This window comes from Microbacterium sp. DMC48, assembly GCF_056313825.1.
The window spans coordinates 537,733-561,001 of record NZ_JBQUZN010000005.1 but is presented as its reverse complement, the minus strand read 5'-3'; the positions used below and the strand labels follow the sequence as shown (position 1 = coordinate 561,001).

Annotated in this window: 22 protein-coding genes and 1 tRNA gene; 15 read left to right on the top strand and 8 right to left on the bottom strand. The window is 69.6% G+C overall.

Annotated elements, in window-relative coordinates; genetic code table 11:
• The first annotated feature begins 24 nt into the window (after positions 1-24).
• The 5 genes from ACT53O_RS11800 to ACT53O_RS11780 all read left to right on the top strand — a co-directional run bounded on the left by ACT53O_RS11800 (position 25) and on the right by ACT53O_RS11780 (position 6,694).
• Positions 25-1,386 (top strand): flavin monoamine oxidase family protein, encoded by a 1,362-nt coding sequence (locus ACT53O_RS11800; protein WP_476152560.1) that lies wholly within the window; start codon positions 25-27, stop codon positions 1,384-1,386.
• A complete protein-coding gene (locus ACT53O_RS11795; protein ID WP_476152558.1) occupies positions 1,383-2,267 on the top strand; it encodes a universal stress protein in 885 nt (294 codons plus the stop codon). Before ACT53O_RS11800 ends, ACT53O_RS11795 begins: the two co-directional genes overlap by 4 nt.
• Complete coding sequence (locus ACT53O_RS11790) at positions 2,264-3,817, top strand: APC family permease (protein WP_112930828.1); 1,554 nt, start codon at positions 2,264-2,266, stop codon at positions 3,815-3,817. The genes ACT53O_RS11795 and ACT53O_RS11790 overlap by 4 nt, the downstream gene beginning before the upstream one ends.
• Entirely contained in the window at positions 3,814-5,268 is a 1,455-nt protein-coding gene (locus tag ACT53O_RS11785; protein ID WP_294978035.1) for an NAD-dependent succinate-semialdehyde dehydrogenase, read from the top strand. The genes ACT53O_RS11790 and ACT53O_RS11785 overlap by 4 nt, the downstream gene beginning before the upstream one ends.
• A 61-nt stretch (positions 5,269-5,329) precedes the next feature.
• A complete protein-coding gene (locus ACT53O_RS11780; protein WP_294978033.1) occupies positions 5,330-6,694 on the top strand; it encodes an NAD-dependent succinate-semialdehyde dehydrogenase in 1,365 nt (454 codons plus the stop codon).
• A gap of 22 nt (positions 6,695-6,716) precedes the next feature.
• Here ACT53O_RS11780 and ACT53O_RS11775 read toward each other — a convergent pair whose 3' ends face one another.
• Together ACT53O_RS11775 and ACT53O_RS11770 are read right to left on the bottom strand one after the other, a co-directional pair.
• A complete protein-coding gene (locus ACT53O_RS11775) occupies positions 6,717-9,518 on the bottom strand; it encodes a tetratricopeptide repeat protein (protein ID WP_347417632.1) in 2,802 nt (933 codons plus the stop codon).
• Complete coding sequence (locus ACT53O_RS11770) at positions 9,515-11,347, bottom strand: HSP90 family protein (protein ID WP_347417631.1); 1,833 nt, start codon at positions 11,345-11,347, stop codon at positions 9,515-9,517. The genes ACT53O_RS11775 and ACT53O_RS11770 overlap by 4 nt, the downstream gene beginning before the upstream one ends.
• 98 nt (positions 11,348-11,445) lie before the next feature.
• On the opposite strand from ACT53O_RS11770, the gene ACT53O_RS11765 reads away from it, so the two are divergent.
• From ACT53O_RS11765 to rplA, 6 genes are all read left to right on the top strand, one after another.
• On the top strand, positions 11,446-11,880 hold the full coding sequence (locus tag ACT53O_RS11765; RefSeq protein WP_039411433.1) for a pyridoxamine 5'-phosphate oxidase family protein: 435 nt from the start codon (positions 11,446-11,448) through the stop codon (positions 11,878-11,880).
• Positions 11,881-12,011: 131 nt separating this feature from the next.
• Positions 12,012-12,084: transfer RNA gene (locus ACT53O_RS11760), tRNA-Trp, on the top strand.
• Positions 12,085-12,180: 96 nt separating this feature from the next.
• Entirely contained in the window at positions 12,181-12,444 is a 264-nt protein-coding gene (gene secE, locus ACT53O_RS11755; RefSeq protein WP_036316892.1) for a preprotein translocase subunit SecE, read from the top strand.
• Between the two features lie 53 nt (positions 12,445-12,497).
• Complete coding sequence (gene nusG, locus ACT53O_RS11750; RefSeq protein WP_476152554.1) at positions 12,498-13,568, top strand: transcription termination/antitermination protein NusG; 1,071 nt, start codon at positions 12,498-12,500, stop codon at positions 13,566-13,568.
• A gap of 144 nt (positions 13,569-13,712) precedes the next feature.
• On the top strand, positions 13,713-14,144 hold the full coding sequence (rplK, locus tag ACT53O_RS11745) for a 50S ribosomal protein L11 (RefSeq protein WP_005050009.1): 432 nt from the start codon (positions 13,713-13,715) through the stop codon (positions 14,142-14,144).
• 13 nt (positions 14,145-14,157) lie between these two features.
• Complete coding sequence (gene rplA / locus ACT53O_RS11740; RefSeq protein WP_005050012.1) at positions 14,158-14,847, top strand: 50S ribosomal protein L1; 690 nt, start codon at positions 14,158-14,160, stop codon at positions 14,845-14,847.
• 62 nt (positions 14,848-14,909) lie between these two features.
• Here the strand turns inward: rplA and ACT53O_RS11735 are convergent, their stop codons facing one another.
• Positions 14,910-15,185: an acylphosphatase gene (locus tag ACT53O_RS11735; protein WP_347417630.1), complete on the bottom strand. Its 276-nt coding sequence runs from the start codon at positions 15,183-15,185 to the stop codon at positions 14,910-14,912.
• A 45-nt stretch (positions 15,186-15,230) separates the two neighbouring features.
• Here ACT53O_RS11735 and ACT53O_RS11730 point away from each other — a divergent pair, with 45 nt between their 5' ends.
• Entirely contained in the window at positions 15,231-16,202 is a 972-nt protein-coding gene (locus ACT53O_RS11730) for a formylglycine-generating enzyme family protein (protein WP_476152550.1), read from the top strand.
• Between the two features lie 6 nt (positions 16,203-16,208).
• Here the strand turns inward: ACT53O_RS11730 and ACT53O_RS11725 are convergent, their stop codons facing one another.
• Positions 16,209-16,865, bottom strand: a complete 657-nt coding sequence (locus tag ACT53O_RS11725) for a LysE/ArgO family amino acid transporter (protein WP_347417629.1) — start codon at positions 16,863-16,865, stop codon at positions 16,209-16,211.
• Between the two features lie 27 nt (positions 16,866-16,892).
• Here ACT53O_RS11725 and ACT53O_RS11720 point away from each other — a divergent pair, with 27 nt between their 5' ends.
• Entirely contained in the window at positions 16,893-17,813 is a 921-nt protein-coding gene (locus tag ACT53O_RS11720) for a LysR family transcriptional regulator ArgP (protein WP_476152548.1), read from the top strand.
• On the opposite strand, the gene ACT53O_RS11715 is transcribed toward ACT53O_RS11720, so the two are convergent.
• The 4 genes from ACT53O_RS11715 to ACT53O_RS11700 form a co-directional block, all read right to left on the bottom strand.
• Entirely contained in the window at positions 17,800-18,852 is a 1,053-nt protein-coding gene (locus tag ACT53O_RS11715; protein WP_294978021.1) for an NADP-dependent oxidoreductase, read from the bottom strand. The two genes, ACT53O_RS11720 and ACT53O_RS11715, sit on opposite strands and share 14 nt — an antisense overlap.
• A gap of 168 nt (positions 18,853-19,020) precedes the next feature.
• Positions 19,021-19,485, bottom strand: coding sequence for a MarR family winged helix-turn-helix transcriptional regulator (locus ACT53O_RS11710; RefSeq protein ID WP_036316898.1), 465 nt, complete (start codon positions 19,483-19,485; stop codon positions 19,021-19,023).
• Positions 19,478-21,184, bottom strand: coding sequence for an MDR family MFS transporter (locus ACT53O_RS11705; protein ID WP_135949476.1), 1,707 nt, complete (start codon positions 21,182-21,184; stop codon positions 19,478-19,480). Before ACT53O_RS11705 ends, ACT53O_RS11710 begins: the two co-directional genes overlap by 8 nt.
• A gap of 145 nt (positions 21,185-21,329) precedes the next feature.
• Positions 21,330-22,022 (bottom strand): YqaJ viral recombinase family protein, encoded by a 693-nt coding sequence (locus ACT53O_RS11700; RefSeq protein ID WP_112930839.1) that lies wholly within the window; start codon positions 22,020-22,022, stop codon positions 21,330-21,332.
• A gap of 318 nt (positions 22,023-22,340) precedes the next feature.
• Here ACT53O_RS11700 and rplJ point away from each other — a divergent pair, with 318 nt between their 5' ends.
• Positions 22,341-22,829: a 50S ribosomal protein L10 gene (rplJ, locus tag ACT53O_RS11695; protein WP_005051470.1), complete on the top strand. Its 489-nt coding sequence runs from the start codon at positions 22,341-22,343 to the stop codon at positions 22,827-22,829.
• A 49-nt stretch (positions 22,830-22,878) separates the two neighbouring features.
• Positions 22,879-23,262 (top strand): 50S ribosomal protein L7/L12, encoded by a 384-nt coding sequence (gene rplL / locus ACT53O_RS11690; RefSeq protein ID WP_005051460.1) that lies wholly within the window; start codon positions 22,879-22,881, stop codon positions 23,260-23,262.
• Positions 23,263-23,269: the final 7 nt, after the last annotated feature.

Here is a 23,269-nt window from a genome sequence, read left to right as displayed (position 1 = left end):
CGGATCCACGACAGAGGAGACACCATGACCGAGATCACGCGCGACGTCGTCGTCATCGGCGCCGGTGCGGCGGGATTGACCGCCGCCAACCAGCTCAAGAAGGCGGGCCTGTCGGTCGCCGTGCTCGAAGCCCGCGACCGCGTGGGCGGGCGGCTGTGGACCGACACGATCGAGGGAGCGATGCTCGAGATCGGCGGCCAGTGGGTCTCGCCCGATCAGGACGCGCTCAAGGAGACCATCGTCGAACTGGGTCTGGAGACCTTCGACCGCTACCGCGACGGCGACAGCGTCTACATCGGCCCCGATGGGGTCGCCCACCGCTACACGGGTGAGATGTTCCCCGTCAGCGCCGAGACCGAGAAGGTCATCGCGGACGTCACCGCCCGCCTCGACGCCATGGTCGCCGAGATCGACCCCGACCGTCCGTGGGTCCATCCGCAGGCGGCGGAGTGGGACACCGTCTCGTGGGACGCCTGGCTGCGCGAGCAGACCGACGACGACGAGGCCATCCGCAACCTCGCCTTCCCCACCGGATCGGCAATGCTCACGAAGCCGACCCATTCGTTCTCGCTGCTGCAGTCGCTGCTGATGGCGGCATCCGCCGGTAGCTACACCAACCTGGTCGACGCCGACTTCATCCTGGACAAGCGCGTCGTCGGCGGCCTGCAGCAGGTGCCGCTGCTGCTGGCCGAGCGTCTGGGCGACGACGTCTTCCTCGGTCAGCCGGTGCGCACCCTCGAATACACCGAGGGGGAGGGTGTCGTGGCCATCGCCGACGGCGTCACCGTCCGCGCCCGCCACGCGATCCTCGCGCTCGCGCCGGTGCTGTACAACCGCATCTCGTTCGTGCCGCCGCTGCCGCGCCTTCAGCACCAGATGCACCAGCACATCTCGATGGGCTTCGTCATCAAGGTGCACGCCGTCTACGAGACGCCCTTCTGGCGCGAAAAGGGCCTGTCGGGCACGGCGTTCAGCCCCTACGAGCTGTCGCACGAGGCGTACGACAACACGAACCACGGCGACGAGCGCGGAACGCTCGTGGGCTTCGTCTCCGACCGCACCGCCGATGACCTGTTCCGTCTGAGCGCCGAGGAGCGCAAGGAGCGCATCCTCGAATCGCTCAGTCACTACTACGGACCCGAGGCGAAGGATCCGGTCGTCTACTACGAGAGCGACTGGGGCAGCGAGGAGTGGACCCGCGGCGCGTACGCGGCATCCTTCGACCTCGGCGGCCTGCACCGGTACGGCGCCGACCTGCGGACGCCCGTCGGCCCGATCCACTTCGCCTGCAGCGACATGGCCGGCGCCGGCTACCAGCACGTCGACGGCGCCATCCGCATGGGGCGCCTGGCCGCGCAGCAGATCCTGGACGAGATCCACACATGAGCGGGCACGTCGTCGTCGGGTACACCGCGACCAAGCCCGGACGCGACGCCGTCGCGTTCGCCGCGCGGCTGGCGGCGGCCCTCGACGCCGTGCTCGACGTGGCGATCATCCTGCCCCGCTCGGACCGCAGCGTGATCACGCCCCCGGATGCCGGGTACGAGCGGCATCTGCGCGCGCAGGCGCAGACCTGGATCGCCCAGGCGATCGATCGGATTCCCGCCGACGTCGTCGCCCACGCGCATGTGCGCCCGGCGGAATCGTTCGCCGAGGGACTCATCGAGATCGCCGACGAGCTGCGTGCTTCGTACGTCGTGGTGGGCGCCGCCGATGGGGCCTCGCGCGGTCGTCACCGGCTCGGATCGACGACGACCGAGCTGCTGCACTCGTCGGACGTCCCCGTCGTGCTCGTCCCGCGGGGGGCGCGCAAGATCGCCCCCGAGACCGGCATCACGCGGCTGACGGTCGCGGTCGGCACGCGGCCCGGGGCCGATGCCCTCATCGCCGAGACCGCGGCGCTCGCGCAGGGACTCGGCGTGCCCGTCCGACTGCTGTCGCTGCTGCCGGTCGATCTGCCGCCGTCCGCAGATACGGGAGCGATCCGCCTTGCCAGCAGCACGAAAGCCGACGAGGTGCTGGCGGCAGCCCGGGCGGAGCTGCCCGCCGGCTTGCACACCGACGTCGCGGTGGCCGCCGGCGAGAGCATCGAGGAGGCGGTGTCCTATCTCGACTGGCAGCCGGGCGAGGTGGTGCTCGTCGGATCGAGCCGCCTCGCCCAGCCGCGCCGCCTGTTCCTCGGCTCGACCGCGGCGAAGATGCTGCACGAGATCACCGTGCCGGTGATCGTCGTGCCCCGAACCCACTCCGAGGAGTCTCGACGATGAGCGCACCCTCCACGACCGACGCCGACGCCACGACCGGCGCACTCTCCCGCAAGGGACTCAGCGCCGGAACGATCGGTCTGATCGGTGCGGTCGTCATCGGCATCTCCTGCATCGCCCCGGCGTACACGTTCACGGCCGCCGTCGGCCCCACGGCATCCGCGGTGGGCGCCCAGATCCCCGCGATCATCCTCGTGGGATTCATCCCGATGCTCCTGGTCGCCTTCGGCTACCGCGAGCTGAACAACCGCATGCCGGATGCCGGCACCAGCTTCACCTGGGCGGCGCGCGCCTTCGGGCCGTGGGTCGGCTGGATGGCCGGGTGGGGACTCGTCGTCGCCACGATCCTCGTGCTGTCGAACCTCGCCGGCGTCGCGGTCGACTTCCTCTTCCTGCTGCTGTCGCAGGTGACCGGCAACGCCGAGATCGCCGACCTCGCCTCGAACACCTGGATCAACGTGGGCGTCTGCCTGCTGTTCATGCTCGCGGCCACCTTCATCTCCTACCGCGACATGCAGACGACCCAGAAGCTGCAGTACGTGCTCGTGACCTTCCAGGTCGCGGTGCTGCTGTTCTTCGCGATCGCCGCCATCGTGGAGGCCGTCAGCGGCAAGGGCTTCGACTTCCAGCCGTTCGACATCGGGTGGTTCAACCCGTTCGCCGTCAGCTCGTTCAGCGCGTTCGCCGCGGGCCTGTCGCTGTCGATCTTCATCTTCTGGGGGTGGGACGTCACCCTCACGATGAACGAGGAGACGAAGGACCCCGAGAAGACGCCGGGTCGTGCGGCGACCATCACGGTGCTGACGATCGTCTCGATCTACCTTCTGCTGGCGGTCGCGATGATCATGTACGCCGGTGTCGGCACGGGGGAGCTGGGCCTCGGCAACGAAGACATCCAGGGCAACGTGTTCTTCCACCTGTCGGGGCCGATCCTGGGGCCCCTCGCGTTCCTCGTGTCGCTCGCGGTACTCACCTCGTCGGCGTCGTCGCTGCAGTCGACGTTCGTGGGCCCCGCGCGCACGCTCCTGTCGATGGGGCACTACGGCGCGCTGCCGCCCGCCTTCGCCCGGGTCAGCCCGCGCTTCTTCACGCCCGGCTTCGCCACGATCGTCTCGGCGGTGGTCGCCTCCGCGTTCTACGCGGTGATGCGCGTGGTGAGCGAGAACACCCTGTGGGACACCATCCTCACCCTCGGCATGATGATCTGCTTCTACTACGGCGTCACGGCCTTCGCGTGCGTCTGGTATTTCCGCAAGCAGTGGTTCGACTCTGTGCGCAACGTGTTCTTCACGTTCCTGTTCCCGCTCGTGGGCGGCGTGATCCTCGGCATCCTGTTCTTCACCACGCTCATCGACTCCATGGATCCCGGCTACGGCTCGGGCGCCAACGTCGGCGGCGTCGGGATCGTCTTCATCCTCGGCATGCTCATCATCGTGGTGGGTATCGTCCTCATGATCTGGCAGTCGGTGACGCGTCCCGCGTTCTTCCGCGGCGAGACCCTCGCCACGGACGCGCCTGCCAGCACCCGTCGCCTGAAGGAGGCCGCACGTTGATCACCGAAAGCGCACTGCTCGAGAAGGTTCCCCGCGGCCTGTTCATCGGCGGCGAGTGGGTCGAGGGCTCGGCCGGCACCTTCCCCGTCGTCGACCCCGCGACCGGTGACACGCTCATCGAGATCGCGGACGCGTCGCCCGAGGACGGTATCCGCGCCCTGGACGCGGCGGTCGCGGCGCAGGAGGATTGGGCGGCGACGGCGCCGCGGCGACGCAGCGACATCCTCCGCCGGGCCTTCGACCTGCTGATGGAGCGCGCCGACGAGATCGCCCTGTTGATGACGCTCGAGATGGGCAAGCCGCTCGCGGAGGCCCGCGGCGAGATCACCTACGGCGGCGAGTTCCTGCGCTGGTTCAGCGAGGAGGCGGTGCGCGTCTCGGGTCGGTTCGGCTCGAACCCCGAGGGCACGGGACGCATGATCGTCAGCCAGCGTCCCGTCGGCCCCTGCTTCTTCATCACCCCGTGGAACTTCCCGCTCGCGATGGCCACGCGCAAGATCGCCCCGGCACTGGCCGCCGGGTGCACCGTGGTCATCAAGCCGGCCGAGCTCACCCCCCTGACGACGCTCGCCTTCGTCGACATCCTGGTCGAGGCGGGGCTTCCCGCCGGCGTGGTCAACGTCGTCACCACGACCCGCTCGGCGGCGCTGTCGGCACCCATCATCGCCGACCCGCGCCTGCGCAAGCTCTCGTTCACCGGCTCGACGCCGGTCGGCAAGAAGCTCATCGCCCAGGCGGCCGAAGGCGTGCTGCGCGTGTCGATGGAACTGGGCGGCAACGCCCCGTTCGTCGTGTTCGACGATGCCGACCTCGACAAGGCCGTCGACGGCGCGATGCTCGCCAAGTTCCGCAACATCGGGCAGGCCTGCACCGCCGCCAACCGCTTCATCGTGCACACCTCGGTCGTCGACGAGTTCGCGCGCCGGGTCACCGAACGCGTGAACGCGATGCGCGTGGGACGGGGAACCGAGGAGGGCGTGCAGATCGGTCCGCTGATCGACGTGAAGGCCGTGGAAGGCGCCGAAGCGCTCGTCTCGGATGCCGTCGCGCGCGGCGCGCGCCTGCTCACGGGCGGATCTGCCGTCGACGGGCCGGGAACGTTCTTCGAGCCCACGGTGATCACCGACGTGGTCGGCGGCAGCGACATCCTCCGCGAGGAGATCTTCGGCCCCGTGCTCGCGATCGCGACGTTCACCGACGAGGACGAGGCCGTGCGGCTCGCCAACGACACGGAGTACGGCCTGGTCTCCTACGTCTTCACCGAGGATCTCGCGCGCGGCATGCGGATGATCGATCGCCTGGAAACCGGCATGATGGGCCTGAATGCAGGGGTCGTCTCGAACGCGGCCGCGCCGTTCGGCGGCGTGAAGCAGTCGGGCGTGGGCCGTGAGGGAGGCCTCGAAGGCATCCACGAGTTCCTCTCGACCAAGTACACGCTGATCCCCGCCTGATCCCTGCCCGATCCCCACTGACGCGAACCGACCCTCAGTCGACACGAAACGGAGAACGACGATGACGTATGCGGTTGTGAATCCCGCCACCGGCCAGACCCTCGCCACCTATCCCGACTTCACGGCCGACGAGGTCGAGGCCGCCGTCGCCGCCGCGCACGAGGCGGCACAGGCATGGGGACGCACGTCCACGCCGGCGGAGCGTGCGGCCCTGCTGCGCCGGGTCGCCGAACTGCATCGCGAGCGCCGCGACGAGCTGGCCGCGATCATCGTGCGGGAGATGGGCAAACCGCTCGCAGCGGCCGAAGGTGAGGTCGACTTCGCGGCCGACATCACGGAGTTCTACGCCGATCACATCGACGAGATCACCGGCGACCGGCCCATCGACATCCTCGGGGAGGGCACCGCGGTGATCCGCCGCTCGCCGCTGGGCGTGCTTCTGGGCATCATGCCGTGGAACTTCCCCTATTACCAGGTCGCCCGCTTCGCGGCGCCGAACCTGGCGATCGGCAACACCATCCTGCTCAAGCACGCACCGCAGTGTCCGCAGTCCGCGGCTGCGATCGCCCAGATCTATGCCGACGCGGGCTTCCCCGTCGGCGCGTACGTGGACGTCCGTCTCACCAACGACCAGGCCGCGGAGGTCATCGCCGATCGTCGTGTGCACGGCGTCTCGGTGACCGGCAGCGAGCGCGCCGGTGCCGCCGTCGCCGAGATCGCCGGGCGCAACCTCAAGAAGGTCGTTCTCGAGCTGGGCGGATCCGACCCGTTCATCCTGCTGTCGACCGACGACCTCGACGCGGCGGTGCAGGCCGCCGTCGATGCGCGCCTGGACAACAACGGACAGTCCTGCAACGGCGCCAAGCGCTTCCTCGTCGCCGACGAGCTCCACGACGCTTTCGTCGAGAAGTTCGCGGCCGCGCTGGAGGGGGCCAAGGTCGGCGATCCCTTCGCCGAGGACACTGTCCTGGGGCCGCTCTCCTCGCTCGCCGCCGCCGAGCGGCTTCAGGACCAGGTCGACCGCGCCGTCGCGCAGGGCGCGACGGTCGTCACGGGGGGCTCGCGCGACGGGGCGTTCTTCCCCGGCACGGTGATCACGGGTGTGACGTCGGACATGGACGCGTATCGCGAGGAGTTCTTCGGACCCGTCGGCGTCGTCTATCGGGTCAGCGGCGAGGACGAGGCGATCGAGATCGCCAACGGCACCGAGTTCGGTCTGGGCTCCTACGTCTTCACCACCGACGAGGAGCAGGCGGAACGCATCGCCGATCGCATCGACGCCGGCATGGTCTACGTCAACATCGTCCTCGCCGACTCGCCCGAGCTTCCCTTCGGCGGCATCAAGCGCAGCGGCACCGGACGCGAGATGGGGCTGCTGGCCGCCGAGGAATTCGTCAACAAGAAGCTCATCCGCATCGCCGGCTGACGCGCCGGTGCTGCCGGTCGGCTCAGGCCGGCAGCACCGCGCGGACGTCCGCGGCCTCGCCGTGGCGCCCGAGCGCCTCGAGCAGGTCGCCGAGCTCGAGCGCGACGGCCTGCCGCAGCGGCTCCGCGTCGCTCGCGTGCTCGAACGCCGCGCGGTAGAGCGCGACGGCGTCGTCGGCGCGCTCGGCTTCGCGCAGCACCCGCGCGGCCAACAGCTCGGACCCTCCGGCGGATGCCGGGTCGCCGGCATCCGCGAACGTGTCCGCGGCCTGCAGCGCAGTCGCCACGGCGGCATCGGTCTGTCCCTGACCGGCGAGCAGCCGGGCGCGCGTGTCCAGGACGTCGGCCACGAACCACGTCGCCTCGTGCCGGCGGCCGAGCTCCAGCGCTTCGTCGATGAGCGTCACCGCCTCGTCGTCGCCGCGCTGCTGGTGCGCCTGCGCGAGCACGTGCAGGCCGTCGGCGAGCAGTCCCACTTCGTCCTCGTTGCCGCGGACGAGATCGACGGCCTCGGTGAGAACCTCGATGGCGTCGTCCGTGGCCCCGAAGCGACCGAGCAGGCGTCCCTGCTGCACGAGCGCGTACGCGCGTCCGACGGCGTCCTCGGCCTCTTCTCGGAGGTCGGCCGCGTAGGCCCAGGCGCCGACCGCGTTGCCGTACTCCTCGGCGGCATGCAGCGCCTGAGCGAGCAGCACCGCGGTCAGAGCCCGCGATCCCGGCTCCACGCCGTTCTCGCTCTCTTCGCGCAGCACGTCGTTGAGCGTGTCCACCGCTTCCGCAGCGTAACCGGCCGCCAGCATCGCGCGGCCCTGGCGGAAGCGCACGTCGACGCTGGGCAGACCCACCGCGTCGCGCCGCTCCGCCGCGACCCGGTAGCGGCTCACGGCGGCCGAGGGCTCGCCGTCGTCCTCGTGCAGCATGGCCGCCAGCAGGAACATCTCCGAGACCATCGCGTCGTCCACACCGATCGACACCGCGACCCGCGCCGCCTCGTCGGCGGCCGCGGCACCCTCCGTGAACTCCTCGGCGACCCCGTGCAGACGGGCGCGGGTCGCGAGCACCCGCACCCGGCGCCCGTCCTCGAGCGCAGGGTCGCCGAGCAGCGCGTCCAGCAGGTCGGCGCCGCGGGCCGTGTCGCCGTCGGCGGAGACAGCGTCGGCCTCCAACAGGCGCATGCCGTGAGCGCGGCGGGTGTCGCCGGCCTGAGCGAACAGTGCGGCGGCGGCGCGGGCGGGCTCGGCGGCGTCGGCGTGTGCGCCCGCCCACATCCGGCCGATCGCGAGCGTCGACAGCAGGTCGGCGCGCTCGAGGAGGTGCTCGTCGCCGAGCGCGTCGAGCTCCTCCTGCACCCGCGGCAGCGATTCGACGAGGTCGACGCCGAAGAGCACGAGCCCGAGACGCTCCTCGAGGCCCGCCTGCACGTCGCGGCCCGCCTCTCGGAGCACCGCGAGACGGGCCGGCAGTTCTGCTGCGGCCTCCTCGGTGCGTCCGTACGAGCACAGGGCCGACAGCAGGTGCGAACTCAGTGCGACGCGGTCCTCGCCGACGGCGTCCGGAAGCGCTGCGCGGATCGCGTCGATCGCGGCGCTCGAGCCGGCGCCGGTCAGCACCAGCGCGTGCTGCACGCGCTCCGCGGGCGTCCGTGCAGACGGAGCCGGTGAGGCGGCGCGCGCGGAGAACTCGTGCGAGTGGATCGGCACGTCGTAGCGTTCGCGCGCGGCGTCGCGCAGGCGGGCGAGGGCGCGTCGATGCGCGTCGGTGCCGTTGCGCGCGTCGAACGCGGCGGCGATCGTGTCGGCGAGCTCCCACGCGCGGCTCGCCAGGGCGGACGCGGTCCACGCTCCATCGTGCGGGCCCCACAATGCGAGGAGGTCTTCCGCGTCGGAGCCGCGCACCGGGGTGTCGGGGTGGCCCGCGGCGGCGACCGCGTCCAGGCCGACGGCGAAGGACGCGAGAGCGGTCTCGTGCGCGGCGGCATCCAGCCCGTCGTGGACGAGCCAGGGCAGGTGCTTCTCCACCAGCGCCAGAGCGCGGGCCTCGTTGCCGGTCACCGCGCAGAAGACGACGTTGTCGGCGATGATGGCGAGGTTGGCGGGGTTGTCCTTCGCGAGCCGGTAGCTGCGCAGGTGGGCCGCCCGCGCCTGGTCGAGCATGCCGGCGCGAAGGTAGGGCAGCAGGATGCGGGCGAGGGCGTGCTCGGGCTCCTCGCCGCACGAGAACCCGCCGTCGATCATCTCCTGCACCAGACGGATGGCGTCCTCTTCCCGCCCCGTCTCGGCGAAGAAGCCGGCGAACTGGCTGCGCACGCAGGCGTCGCAGTGGCTGTAATCGTCGCGCGGCGTCGCCTCCAGCGTGCGCTGCAGTGCGGTCGCCTCCTCGACACGTCCGGCCGACCAGGCATCTTCGAAGCGCGCCATCAGCACGCCCGACTCGCCGACACCCGCGCGGCGGTAGTGCTCGTGCATGTCATCGAGCACAGCGGCGATCTGGGCGGGAGCGAACTCGGGGGAGTTGGACAGCGCTCCGGCCATCCACTTGTACTGCCAGAGCAGATCGCCCGCGGGCTCGAGCACGGCGGGAAAGCGCTCGGGGTCGGCGTCGTGGTGGGCCAGGCACCACGCGAACGAGGTCAGCATGAGGTCGGTGTCGCCCGACATGTTCGCGCTCGACGTCTGTCGCAGTCGTGCCTCGTACTCGAGGCGCTCGTCGCCGCTCTCCTGCGCCAGCGCGACGGCCTCGGCGACGAGAGCCCGCTCCTCGGGGCCCCAGGGCGTGCGGTCGATCTCGTCGAAGAGGGCGCGGATGCGGGTGCCGTAGCTCGTCATGATTCTCCTTGTTCTTCGTCGGTCTGGGCGCGCAGGGCGTGCTCGAGCAGCTCTGACAGCGAGGTGGTCATGAGCGCGCGGTCCGCCGCGCCGAGGGGGTGGTGTCCGGCCAGCAGCGACTGCACGTACAGCAGCCGCACGCTCAGCGCGAAGACCCGCTCGCCGGTGTCGCGGGGTGTCGTCGCGAGCCGGCGTACGAGATCGTTGTTCCAGTTCAGGCACAGCCGCGACGCCGAGGCCGCCGACCGCTCCCCGTCCCGGGCGACCGCGGCGGCGCGGTCGAGCACGCCTCCCCAGAGGGTCCCACCCGCGCTGCGCGCCCGTCCCCGGTCGAGGGCGCGCAGCACGGCCGGGTCCGAGACGAACAGCCCCGGCAGCTCGGTGCGCTCGAACACGCGCACGATGACCTCGACGTCGGCCAGCGTCGCCGCCGCGCGCCGTTCGAGGACGACCGCCGCGTCGCGATCGTCGAGCGGGGGAAGATCGAGACGGTCGATCTCATCGACGACGTCGACACGCTCGACGGTGATCTCGGGGAACAGCCTCGGCAGCAGGCGCACGAGATCGGCGTCGTAGACATAGCCGCCGTCCACCAGCACACCGCTCGTGTCGGCGACGCTCGCGACCTGACGGAACTCGTCGACCGTCTCCGTGTAGCGCACGTGCGGATAGCGCCGCACCAGCTCTTCGATGCGCAGCCGTCCCTGCGTGGTCTCCACCGACAGCCATCGCACGATGAAGCGGGCGAGCTCGTCGTCGTGGCGCACGAGCGACTTCAGCGCCACCTCGTGGATCGCCACGAACTGCGCCAGGCGTGCCGGGTCGTGCAGCGCCAGTTCGAGGATCCACCGGCGGATGCCGTCGCCGAGCTCTCGCCGCGTCTGCTCGAGGGCATCGTCATCGACGAGCGATTCCCGGCTGGCGGTGGGGTGCAGGCCCTCCGAATCGATCACGGCCCGAGCGAAGAACGCCCAGTCGGGGAGGATGTCGTCGGCCCGCTCGGTCAGCAGCATCCGGTGCAGGTATACCCGCGTGCTCTGCCGGCCCGTCGGGGGAGGGGCATAGGGCAGCACGTAGGCGACCCCGCGGGTCAGGGTGGCCGGCACCGACAGCGCGATGGCGTCCAGAGGCTCGGCGCCGATGAGGTCACGGCCGTAGGCGAGACGGGCGTCGCGGTCGTCGGCGAGGAACGGCGGCTCGGTCGTGATCGTCATCTCGCCGCCGGCGGGCAGGTCCACCACGATCGTCACCGGCAGATAGGCCGCGAACGTCTCCGCCAGCTCGCGCACCGTGGCCGTCTCGACCAGCGTCCGTGTCTCCGCGCGGGGGGACAGGTGCACGCTGGTGCCGACGGGAATGTCCTGCGTGCACGGCCCGACGCGGAAGGTGCCGTCGGAGTGACCCACCCACTCCACGGCTTCGCCGGTGACCGCGCTGCGGGAGCGGATGACGATGGTGTCGCAGACCATGAAGCACGACAGCATCCCGATGCCGAACTGCCCGAGGTAGTCCCCGCGCGGCAGATCGAAGATGTCGCGCTTGGAGCTGCGGCCGACGGTGGCGAGCAGGTCGGCGACCTCGGCGGCCGTCAGGCCCACGCCGTCGTCGCGGAGGACGAACTCGTCGGATGCCGCGCTGACGGGTGTGATCCGCACACGCCCGCCCCCGCCGTCGATGCCTCGACGGGCACTGATCGCGTCGACAGCGTTCTGCAGCAGCTCCCGCAGGTACACCCGGGGACCGGAGTAGATGTGTCGGCTGAGCAGGTCGATGACCCCGCGCAGATCGACCTGGAACTGATGGGCGGCGGCGTTCTCGTTCAGCGTCATACCTCGGTGTGGAGCGTCGGGGACCTGTCCAGGCTATTCGAGAATTTTGCCCGGCGCGCAGGCTGGCGATCCGGTCGCGAGCGGAGAATGATGTGGCCATGGACACCTCGGATGCGGTCAGCTTCCTCGATGACCGGCAGTGCTGGCAGCGGCTCGCCGAACAAGAACTCGGGCGCCTGGTGACCCACGTCGGCGCCGTGCTGGACATCTTCCCCGTGAACTACATCGTCGACGGCGACAGTGTGGTGTTCCGCACGGCGGAGGGCAGCAAGTTGACCGAGCTGACGATCAACGACGACGTCCTGTTCGAGGTCGACGAGTACAGCGACACCGACGCGTGGAGCGTCGTGATCCGCGGGCACGCGCAGCGGCTCACGACCGCCGACGAGGTCCGCGCCGCCGACGAGCTGGGTCTTCGGCCCTGGATCCCCACCGTCAAGTACAACTACGTCCGGGTGCGCGCGGCATCCGTGTCGGGCCGAGACTTTCGCAGGGGGCCCGAACCCGACCGCTACGGGGTGCAGCAGTACTGACGGTTCGCGCGTCCAGATGGCATGACGTACACTGGACAGTGCAGTTGAAGTCTGCATTCTTTCGCCGTGCCCGCGCTTCGCGTGACGTTCGGGCAGGGAAGCGGTCTTCACCCCGGGATCTCACGATCTCTAGGGCGGTAGCTCAATTGGCAGAGCAGCGGTCTCCAAAACCGCAGGTTGCAGGTTCGATTCCTGTCCGCCCTGCGCGTCAGCGATCAGCTGACACCGCAGGTCGCGCCGGTTCACGCCGGCGTGGGAAGCAAGTCCGAGCACGTCCGAGCACGTCACATGGGTGGGTACATGGTCCAGGAAGAGGCGCACGGCGAGGTCGTCGCAGCAGGCGGCACGCCCCGTGAGAAGAAGCTGAACTTCTTCCAGCGGATCGCGCTCTTCATCCGCCAGGTCTTCGGCGAACTCCGCAAGGTCGTCACCCCGACGCGTCAGGAGCTCCTGAAGTTCACCGGTGTGGTCCTCGGCTTCGTGGTCGTGATGATGGCCGTCGTCTACAGCCTCGACTTGCTCTTCACCTGGGTGGTGCAGGTCGTCTTCGGCACACCGAGCTGATCCAGCCGACGCCTGAGCTGTCACCGCACGACCCCCGAGGGAAGAGGACATACGTGTCTGAGAAGTACACCGACGACGTCGACTGGGCCACCGCCGCCGAGCAGTCCAGCGAGGACGACGAGGCGCAGGAAGGCAACATCCTCGCCGCCGAGGAGCTCTCCTCGGAGCCTGCAGAGCACCTCGCCGTGCACGTCGTCGACGATGAAGACGACGTCGAGGGCGAAGACGAAGACATCGACATCGACGACCCGGAGGCAGACGCCATCGTGAACGACGCACTCGAGATCGACGAGGCGGCCGAGGCCGAGGCTGCCGCCGAGGTGCTCACCGACGCGCTCGCCGAGGAAGAAGCCGAGGCCGCCGCCCAGGCTGCCGACGAGATCGCGCCGTACGACGGCCCCGACGTGAACGGCGAGCCGGACGCGCCCGCGCTGGACGAGGAGTTCGTCGCCGAGGTCTCTGAGGCCGGCGACGTCGTCGACGCCGCGGAGGACGCGACCCCCGACGACCCCTACGAGGCCTTCCGCGCCGAACTGCGTTCGCTGCCCGGCAAGTGGTACGTGATCCACTCCTACGCGGGCTTCGAGCGCAAGGTGAAGGCGAACATCGAGCAGCGCAAGAACTCGCTCGAGGTCGAAGAGGACATCTATCAGGTCGAGGTCCCGATGGAGGACGTCGTCGAGATCAAGAACGGCCAGCGCAAGATGGTCAACCGGGTGCGCATCCCGGGCTACGTCCTCGTGCGGATGGAGCTCAACGAAGACACCTGGTCGGTCGTGCGTCACACGCCCGGCGTCACCGGCTTCGTCGGCAACGCGCACAACCCGACGCCGCTGCGGTTCGAAGAAGCCTTCAACATGCTGAAGTCGCTCGTGCAGGTCACCGAGACGGCCCCCGTCAAGGGCGGCGCCGGCAAGGGGGCGTCGGCTCCCGCGCGCAGCGTCATCACCGAGGTCGACTTCGAGATCGGCGAGACCATCACGATCAAGGAAGGCTCGTTCGCGGGCCTGCCCGGATCGATCAGCGAGATCAAGCCCGAGAGCGGCAAGCTCACCGTGCTCGTCTCCCTCTTCGAGCGTGAGACGCCGGTCGAGCTGTCGTTCGACCAGGTCACCAAGCAGTGATCCATACCGGATGCCGCGGCATCCGGTAGAATCATCAGGTTGCGCGCGCGTCGCGCGACATCCCCACCACCTTTCGGGTCCGCCGATCGTGTGGAAGCGCGCCCCGAGGCTCCGGCCGACGTGCGCTCGACAGAAGGAAAGAGAATGGCACCGAAGAAGAAGGTGACCGGCCTGATCAAGCTTCAGATCAACGCCGGTGCCGCCAACCCGGCGCCGCCGATCGGCCCCGCGCTCGGTCAGCATGGCGTCAACATCATGGAGTTCTGCAAGGCGTACAACGCCGCGACGGAGTCGCAGCGCGGCAACGTCATCCCCGTGGAGATCACCGTCTACGAGGACCGCAGCTTCACGTTCATCCTGAAGACCCCGCCCGCCGCGGAGCTCATCAAGAAGGCCGCCGGCGTGCAGAAGGGCTCCAAGACCCCGCACACCGTCAAGGTCGCGAAGCTCACCAAGGACCAGGTCCGTCAGATCGCCGAGACGAAGATGCCCGACCTGAACGCGAACGACATCGAGGCCGCCTCGCTGATCATCGCCGGCACCGCCCGCTCCATGGGCATCACGGTCGAGGACTGAGGGGGAACGCACAATGGCTAAGTCCAAGGTTTACGAAGCAGCCGCGGCGAAGATCGACCGCGACAAGTTCTACACGTCCACCGAGGCCGTGAAGCTCGCGAAGGAGACGGGGTCGAAGAAGTTCGACTCGACCGTCGAGGTCGCCCTCAAGCTCGCGGTCGACCCGCGCAAGGCGGACCAGATGGTCCGTGGCACGGTCATCCTCCCGCACGGCACGGGCAAGACCGCCCGCGTCATCGTGTTCGCGACGGGCCCGGCCGCCGAGGCCGCCATCGCCGCGGGCGCGGACGAGGTCGGCGGCGCCGAGCTCATCGAGAAGGTCGCCGGCGGCTGGACCGCGTTCGACGCGGCCGTCTCCACGCCCGAGCTCATGGGTCAGGTCGGTCGACTCGGTAAGGTCCTCGGCCCCCGCGGCCTGATGCCGAACCCCAAGACCGGCACCGTGACCCCCAACCCGGCCAAGGCCGTGGAGGAGATCAAGGGCGGCAAGATCGAGTTCCGCGTCGACAAGCACGCCAACGTGCACTTCGTCGTCGGCAAGGCCTCGTTCACGGCCGAGCAGCTGGAGGAGAACTTCACCGCGGCGGTCGAGGAGATCGTGCGTCTGAAGCCCTCGAGCTCGAAGGGCCGCTACATCCAGAAGGGCGCCGTGTCGACCACCTTCGGTCCCGGCATCCCGCTGGACGTCAACTCCCTCGTCTGATCCTCGGATCGACGTCACGATGGGGCTCCACCTTCGGGTGGGGCCCCATCGTCGTCGTGCGATCACCCGTCGCGGCGGATCTCGAAGACGTTCGACCCCTCCTCGGGTAGATCCGTGACGCGCAGCTGATCGACCCACCCGCCGCGCGGTCCCGTTCGTGCCCACTCCACGACGGCGGCGACCGCCTCGGGCGGGCCCTCGACTTCGGCCTCGACGGTGCCGTCGGCGCGGTTGCGCACCCATCCCGTCGCGCCCGCCCGGGTCGCCACCGCCTGCAGAGTGAAGCGGAAGCCGACGCCCTGCACGCCGCCCGAGGCGATCAGATGAACCCGTGTCATCGGTCCATCCTGCCCGCGCCGAGCCTCAGAGGGTAGCGTCGAGGGGTGCCGACCGCCGACGACCCCTCTTCCGGCTGCGGCTGCGGATGCGCGGCGCCGGCCCGCGGTGCGGTGCCGTCACGGCCTCTGCTGCCCGTCCGCGCGGCCCCGACGAGGGGGTCTCATTCGATCGCGCAGGTGTCCGTGCCCGCCGGAACCTTCGTCATGGGGGATGCCTCGGGAGATCGCAACCCGCTCGACGGCGAGGTGCCGCGACATGCGGTCGAGCTGGCCGCGTTCGAGATCGATGCCACGACGGTCACCGTCGCGGCGTTCGCGCGCTTCGTCGAGGAGACGGGGTATCGCACCGAGGCCGAGGTGTTCGGCTCGTCCGCGGTGTTCCACCTGCTCGTCGCCGCAGCGGACGACGAGGTGTCGGCACCCCTGGGCGGCACTCCGTGGTGGCGTGCCGTCCGCGGCGCGGACTGGTCGCACCCCGGGGGTCGGCTTTCCTCGGTCGACGGCCTCGACGACCACCCCGTGGTCCACGTGAGCTGGAACGACGCCCAGGCCTACTGTGCGTGGGCGGGACGGCGCCTGCCCACCGAGGCGGAGTGGGAGTATGCCGCGCGGGGCGGCCTCGAGGGTGCGACCTATCCGTGGGGCGACGCCGCCGTCGACGACGGTGGGTGGCGTGCGAACATCTGGCAGGGCGATTTCCCGAACGTCAACACGGCAGAAGACGGATGGGTCGCGACCGCGCCGGTTCGTTCCTTCACCCGGAACGGGTATGGCCTCTGGCAGCCCGTGGGCAACGTCTGGGAGTGGTGTGCGGACTGGTTCTCCGCCGACACGTACCGTCGTTCGCCGCGGGAGGATCCGCGCGGCCCGGAGCAGGGGAGCGCGCGGGTGCTGCGCGGGGGGAGCTACCTCTGCCACGCGTCGTACTGCAACCGCTATCGCAACGCGGCCCGCTCCTCGAACACCCCGGACTCGTCCATGGGCAATGCCGGGTTTCGGACGGTCGGCGCGCGCTAGCCGTGTTCACCGGGGCAGGACGAGCCCGATCGCCAGTCCCAGCATGACGATCGCGATCGTACCGTCCAGCACCCGCCAGGCGCGCGGTGTCGACAGGCGTCGGCCCAGGTGGTGCGCACCGAAGCCGAGCGCGCTGAACCAGGCGACCGAGGCCGTGACGGCACCGGCGGCGAAGGCCCACCGCATCGACCCGTGGGTGTTGGCGACCGTGCCGAGGAGGAACACCGTATCGAGATAGACGTGCGGGTTGAGCCAGGTGAGGGCCAGACAGGTCAGCACGACCGCCGCGCGGCGGGAGACCTCGGATGGCGGGCTCTCGCCCGTCAGGCCGGTCGGTGATCCGCGCAGAGCTCGACGCGCTGCCAGGAGGGCGTAGCCCGCGAGGAAGAGCGCACCGGCCCAGCGAACGACGTCGATGAGGCCCGGCAGCGTCTGCAGGAGCGCACCGACGCCGGAGACGCCCAGCACGATCAGCAGTGCATCGGAGACCGTACAGACGACCACCACCGCGGTGACGTGCTGGCGGCGGATCCCCTGGCGCAGCACGAACAGGTTCTGCGTGCCGATGGCGACGATGAGAGACAGGCCGAGGCCGAGGCCGGCCAGCGCAGAGGGGAGCACGCACGCGAGCGTAGACCGGCACACGGCGCAAGCCCAGTTCATGATTCTGAAGCACCATAAGCTGAGCTGATGATCCGGATTCCGGCCGAGCTCGCCCACACGCTCGTCACGGTGCTCGACGAGGGCACTCTCGACGGCGCCGCCCGCCGCCTGCACGTGACCCCGTCTGCGATCAGCCAGCGCATCAAAGCGCTGGAGGAGATCCTCGGACGCGTCCTGCTCGTGCGCACCAAGCCGGTGCAGGCGACCGAGGCCGCGCACCCCGTCGTGCGGTACGCGCGTCAGCTCGCGCTGCTGGAAGCCGATGCGGCGCGGGCGCTGGGCCACGACGCCGAGCCGGTTCGGATGCCGCTCGCCGTCAACGCCGACTCGCTTTCCACGTGGTTCCTGCCACCGCTGGCCCGGCTCGCCGAGCGGCATCCGGTCGTCTTCGACCTGCACCGCGACGATCAGGACTTCACCGCGGCGCTCCTCGAGTCCGGGACGGTGACGGGCGCGGTGACCTCGCGTGCACACCCCGTCGCCGGATGCCGCGTCGTTCCCCTCGGCGAGCTGGTCTACGAAGCCGTCGCCACTCCCGCCTTCCGCGATCGGTGGCTCGACACGGGGGCACCCGATGCTGCCGCGCGCCTGCGCGACGCGCCGCTCATCGACTTCGATCGACGCGATGACCTGCAGACGAGGTGGCTGCGCGCACGCGGCATCGATCCGGCGGCGCCACCGCGGCACCGCGTGCCGGCCTCGCACGACTTCGCCACGGCGGTGCAGCTGGGTCTCGGATGGGCGCTGCTGCCGCGGCTGCAGTCGCAGCAGGCGCTGGATGACGGCACGCTCGTCGCGCTGGAGGGTGAGCCGATTCGCGTGCCGCTGTACTGGCAGCAGTGGAATCTGCGCTCCGAGATGTTGGATGCCGTGGCGGAGGAGCTCGTCGCGGAGGGTCGTCGGGTTCTCGCCCCGGTGGATCCCTCCGGTCGGATCAGCAATCGCTGACGGAGAGCACGATCTTTCCCCTCGTGTGGCCGCGCTCGATCTCGCGATGGGCGGCCTCGGCCTCGGCGAGGTCGTAGACGCGATCCACGAAGACCCGGATCGCCCCCGAATCGAGCAGTCGGGCCAGGGTCGCGAGCACGCTGCCGTCGGGTACGACCTTGTACGACGTGGCCCGCACACCGGCCGCCTCCGCGGCATCCGCGTAGCCGGGCCACGCGCCGGTCGGCACGAGGATGTACAGTCCGCCGGGACGCAGGACCGACAGCGATCGGGTTCCGGTGTCATCGTGGACGTTGCCGATGAGGTCGATCACCACGTCGACCGTTCCGACGACGTCTTCGAAGCGGGTCGAGGCGTAGTCGATGACGACCGAGGCGCCGAGCTCGCGCAGCCAGGGCAGATTGGCGGCCGATCCGGTCGCGATCACCTGCGCGCCGAAGTACGAGGCCAGCTGCACGGCGAAGTGGCCCACCCCGCCGCCACCGGCGTGGATGAGCACCCGTTGCCCCTCGTGGGCGTGCGCGGTCTCGACCACCAGCCCCCATGCCGTCAGAGCCGCCAAGGGAACGGCGGCCGCCTCGACGTGGGAGAGGGCGGCGGGTTTGCGGGCGACGGCGAGGGTGGGGACGACGGCGTAGTCGGCGTACGAGCCGGGTGAGCGCGGGAAGGCCGTCATGCCGAACACCTCCGTTCCGGGAGGCAGCGGGTGCGACTCGTACGGGGTCGACACGACGACGCCACTGAAATCGAAGCCGAGACTGTGAGGCTGGTCGGAGAGGGCGCCGTACACGCCGGCGCCGGAGCGGGTCTTGGCATCGATCGGATTCACGCCGGCCGCGATCACGCGCACCAGCAGTTCGCTCAGCACCGGTGTCGGCACCGGGACGGTGTCTTCGCGCAGCACGTCGGCCGCGCCGGGCTCGTCGAAGACGATCGCGCGCATGTGCGCCGGGGGCTCGGGAACGGAGGCCTGTCCGGCGGCATCCTTCGTGGATGCCGATCGCAGCGGCCGGAATCTGGTGAGACGGTGAGAGACCATCTGGTCGCTCCTTCCCGTGCGTGTCGGCGTTGGCTGCACGTGCTGCCGCGGCGGCGCGGTGCCCCCGTGAAGACAGTCAACCCCGGAGATGTCTCGACCGTGTTACGCGAGTGCTACCGGGCGACTAATCTCCTCGGCTCATCTCCTCGGCGCCGAGCGGCATCTCCGTCAGCGTCGGGTCACGCTGTCGCCGAGCGCCCGCAGCAGCCGGGTGAGGGCGTTGATGTCGTCCAGCGGCCAGTCCACGATCGCGTCGAGCAGCAGTCCCTGCTGGGGCGCGCGGGCCGCCTCGAGACGGGCAAGACCCTCCGGCGTCGGGGCGAGGAGGCTCGAGCGGCCATCGGCCGGGTCGGGGGAACGGGAGATGAGGCCGAGCGACTCGAGTTCGCGGATGGTCCGGCTCAGCTGGCCCTTGTCCATCATCAGCAGATCGGACAGGGACGACAGCGTCACGCCGTCGCGGCGCGCGATCGTCGTGAACACCTTGTAGGCGCCGGGGAGAAGGCCGGGGCTCACCCGGTTCGCGATCTCGCTGATCACCCGCTGGAAGCGGGTGATCAGCTCACCGAACTCGGACTCCAGTTCCCGCACCGCGGCGGTGCGGGAACCGGAGTCTTCGGTCGTCTCAGCCATCGTTCCGGGATCCGGCAGGCACGGTGCGCACGGCGCCGGTGGCGGTGAGCGTCTCCATCGCCTCGGGAACCGAGACCGTGGCGAGATCGGCCTCGCTGGCCTGCATGCGCTCGACGGTGGTCATCGTCGTGAGCGGCTTGTTGGGCAGGAACGCGATCGCGATGAGCGAGACCACCGCGAAGGGCACCGCGATCAGGAAGGAGTGCGAGATGCCGTTGGCGTAGATGTCCTCGAACACGACTCGAAGCGTATCGGGCATGGCCGACACCTTGGGCAGCGAGCCGGTCTGCAGCTGCTGCGCCCAGTACGAGGCCTGGTCGCCGAGCCCCATGATCGCGGCGGTGATGTCCTCCTTGCGCTGTGCGACCAGATCCACGACGCGTGCCGCGAGAGCGGCGCCCATCACCGAGACGCCGATCGTGCCGCCGAGGCTGCGGAAGAAGGTGACTCCCGAGCTCGCCACGCCGATCTCCTCCGGCCGGGTGGTGTTCTGCACGACGAGAACGAGGTTCTGCATCGTCATGCCGACGCCGGCGCCCAGCAGGAACATGTACACCGACACGAGAGCGAAGTTCGTGTCGTAGTGGATGGTCGACAGCAGCGCCGACCCGGCGATCAGCAGCACCGCTCCGACGATGAGGTAGGGCTTCCACCTGCCGTAGCGGGTGACGAGGGTTCCCACGCCGACGGAGGCGACCAGCAGGCCGGCGATCATCGGGATGGTCATGAGGCCCGCCTCGGTGGGCGTCGCGCCGCGGGCCAGCTGCATGTACTGGCTGAGGAAGACCGATGCGCCGAACATCGCGATGCCGGTGGCGATCGAGGCGATGACCGACAGGGTGAAGGTGCGGTTGCGGAACAGCGTCAGCGGGACGAGCGGCTCGCGCGAGCGCAGTTCGACGATCACGAACAGCAGGGCCGCGAGGATCGCTCCGCCGACCATCAGCACGGTGGTCAGGCTCCACCAGTCGTTGTTGCCGAGATCCCACCAGTCGCCGGTCGTGGTCGTGCCGGCGTTGGTGACCCAGATCAGCAGCAGCGAGACGGCCGCCGACAGCAGCACGATCCCGAGGTAGTCGATGGTCGTCTTCTTACGGGGTCGTGCGGGCACGTGCAGAGTCGCCTGCACCAGGACCAGCGCCACGACGGCGACGGGAAGCGACACGAAGAAGTTCCAGCGCCAGCCCCACGCGTCGGTGATGACACCGCCCAGCAGCGGGCCGCCGATCGTCGCGAGCGCCATGACCGCGCCGAACAGGCCCATGTACCGACCGCGCTCGCGGGGGCTGATGATGTCGGCCATGAGCACCTGGCTGAGGGCCGCGAGGCCGCCGGCGCCGATTCCCTGCACGGCGCGGAAGGCGATCAGCATCTCCGGCGACTGCGAGAATCCGGCCGCGGCCGTCGCGAGGACGAAGATCACGATCGCGAGCTGGTAGAGCACCTTGCGATTCGTCAGGTCGGCGAGCTTGCCCCAGACGGGGGTGGAGATCGCGGTCGTGAGCAGGGTCGCGGTGACGACCCACGTGAAGGCGGCCTGGTTGCCGTCGAGGTCGTGGATGATGACGGGCAGGGAGCTGGAGACGACCGTGGAGGCGAGCATGGACACGAACATGCCCAGCAGCAGCCCCGACAGGGCTTCGAGGACCTGTCGATGGTTCATGCGCGGCGCGGTGCCGGCGGCGAGCGTTTCTGACATAGAGGGATTTCCTAAAGGTGCTGCGTTGCGGAGGTGACGCCGAGAGCGGCGAAGTAGTTGACGTTAGTCAACGGTTGAGCTTGGTCAACTATATGTTCAACGTTGACCTACGTCAACTATTCCCACGTGGGGGATGTCGCCCGGATCAGTCGCTCAGAGCCAGAGCGCGGTACGGCTCGCGCGGGCGGGATGCGGCGGCATCCATCGCCGTCTCCACGCCCGTCCGGCGCCGCATCGTGCGGCGGTAGAGCTCGTCGATCAGCTCGGTCGCCAAGCGCACGAGGTTGCCGATCTCGCGCTCGTCGCGATCGACCCAGGCGCACCGGGGCTCGTCGCCGACGGGCACGAATCCGTCGTGCTCCTCCCAGACGACGAGGGTGCGCTCCGCGCCCAGCACGTGCTGCTGCCACCAGACCTGTCGAAGGTACGTGCGCGGGATCGACTTCCACGTCTTGTTGGTGGTCTTGATCTCGGCGAGGATCACGCGCCCGTCCGCGTCGACGGTGATGCCGTCGGGGGTGGCGAGATGGCGCTTCTCCACGACGGCGTGGAAGAGCGCGGACGACGGGTGGATGCCGTGGGTCGCCGCGACCCACGCCGCGATCTCCGGTTCGCGGCGGCGCCCGTGGTCGGTGTAGGCGTTGCCGGAGAAGCCGCGGCCTGCTCCGAGCTTGGCATCGGCAGCGCGGGCGATGGCGGCGGGGCTCGTCAGCTGTGCGACGTCCGTGGCGGTGATGCCGCGCGAGCGTGCCCGCATCCAGCCGACGCGGTCGCGGGAGTCGGCGACGATCCGCTCCGCCAGCTCCGGCGCCAGGCGCGCAAAAGCTTCCGGAGTCATGTCATCGAGGCTAACCCCGACCGTCGACGGCGGCGCACGCGACACCCGTGCGACCGGCGATTTGGTGCGTGTGGGCGGCTCACGTATGCTGGATGGAGCCAAAGACCGCTGGTCTCGTCGTCCGCTTCGGTGGATGCCGACGAAGCTCTGCATCGCAGGGGCCCGCGCAGGTGTCACAGACAGTCTCCGGGAAACCGATTCTCAGCTCCGTGCGCTTGCGCCGGAGCTTTTTTGTGTTGCGGGCGTCGCTCGCGAGAGCCGCGATCACGGCTGATGCTCCGCCACCGCGGAGTGTCACGTTCACATCAAGGAGTGACCATGGCGCAGAAGGATGCATCGGTCGCCGAGCTCACGAAGAACTTCGAGGACTCGACTGCCGTACTGCTGACCGAGTACCGCGGTCTGACGGTCGCCCAGCTCAAGCAGCTGCGCAACAGCATCCGTCAGGACGCGAGCTACGCCGTGGTGAAGAACACGCTGACCAAGATCGCCGCGAACAACGCGGGGATCACGGCGCTGGACGAGGACCTCAAGGGTCCCTCGGCCGTCGCGTTCGTGCACGGTGACTTCGTCGCCACCGCCAAGGCTCTGCGTGACTTCGCCAAGGCCAACCCGCTTCTGGTGATCAAGGGCGGCATCTTCGAGGGCAACGCCCTGAGTGCCGACGAGATCAACAAGTACGCGTCCCTGGAGAGCCGTGAGGTTCTGCTGGCGAAGGCGGCGGGCATGATGAAGGCGACGATGGGCAAGGCTGCGGCCACCATCGACGCGCTTCGCGAAAAGCTGGAGACCGCCGAGGCCGCGTAAGCGACCGGCGAGCTCTTTCCCCACACCCCACCTATCTAGGAGATACATCATGGCGAAGCTCACCACTGAGGAGCTGCTCGAGCAGTTTGCCGGCCTGACCCTCGTCGAGCTCAGCGAGTTCGTGAAGGCGTTCGAGGAGAAGTTCGACGTCACCGCTGCTGCCCCCGTCGCCGTTGCCGGCGCTGCGGGTGGCGCGGGCGGCGCGGAAGAGGTCGAGGAGAAGGACTCCTTCGACGTCATCCTCGAGGCTGCTGGCGACAAGAAGATCCAGGTCATCAAGACGGTCCGCGAGCTCACCTCGCTGGGCCTCGGCGAGGCCAAGGCCGTCGTCGACGGTGCCCCCAAGGCCGTGCTCGAGGGCGCGAACAAGGAGACCGCCGAGAAGGCGAAGGCTGCCCTCGAGGAAGCCGGCGCGACGGTGACCCTGAAGTAATCAGCTC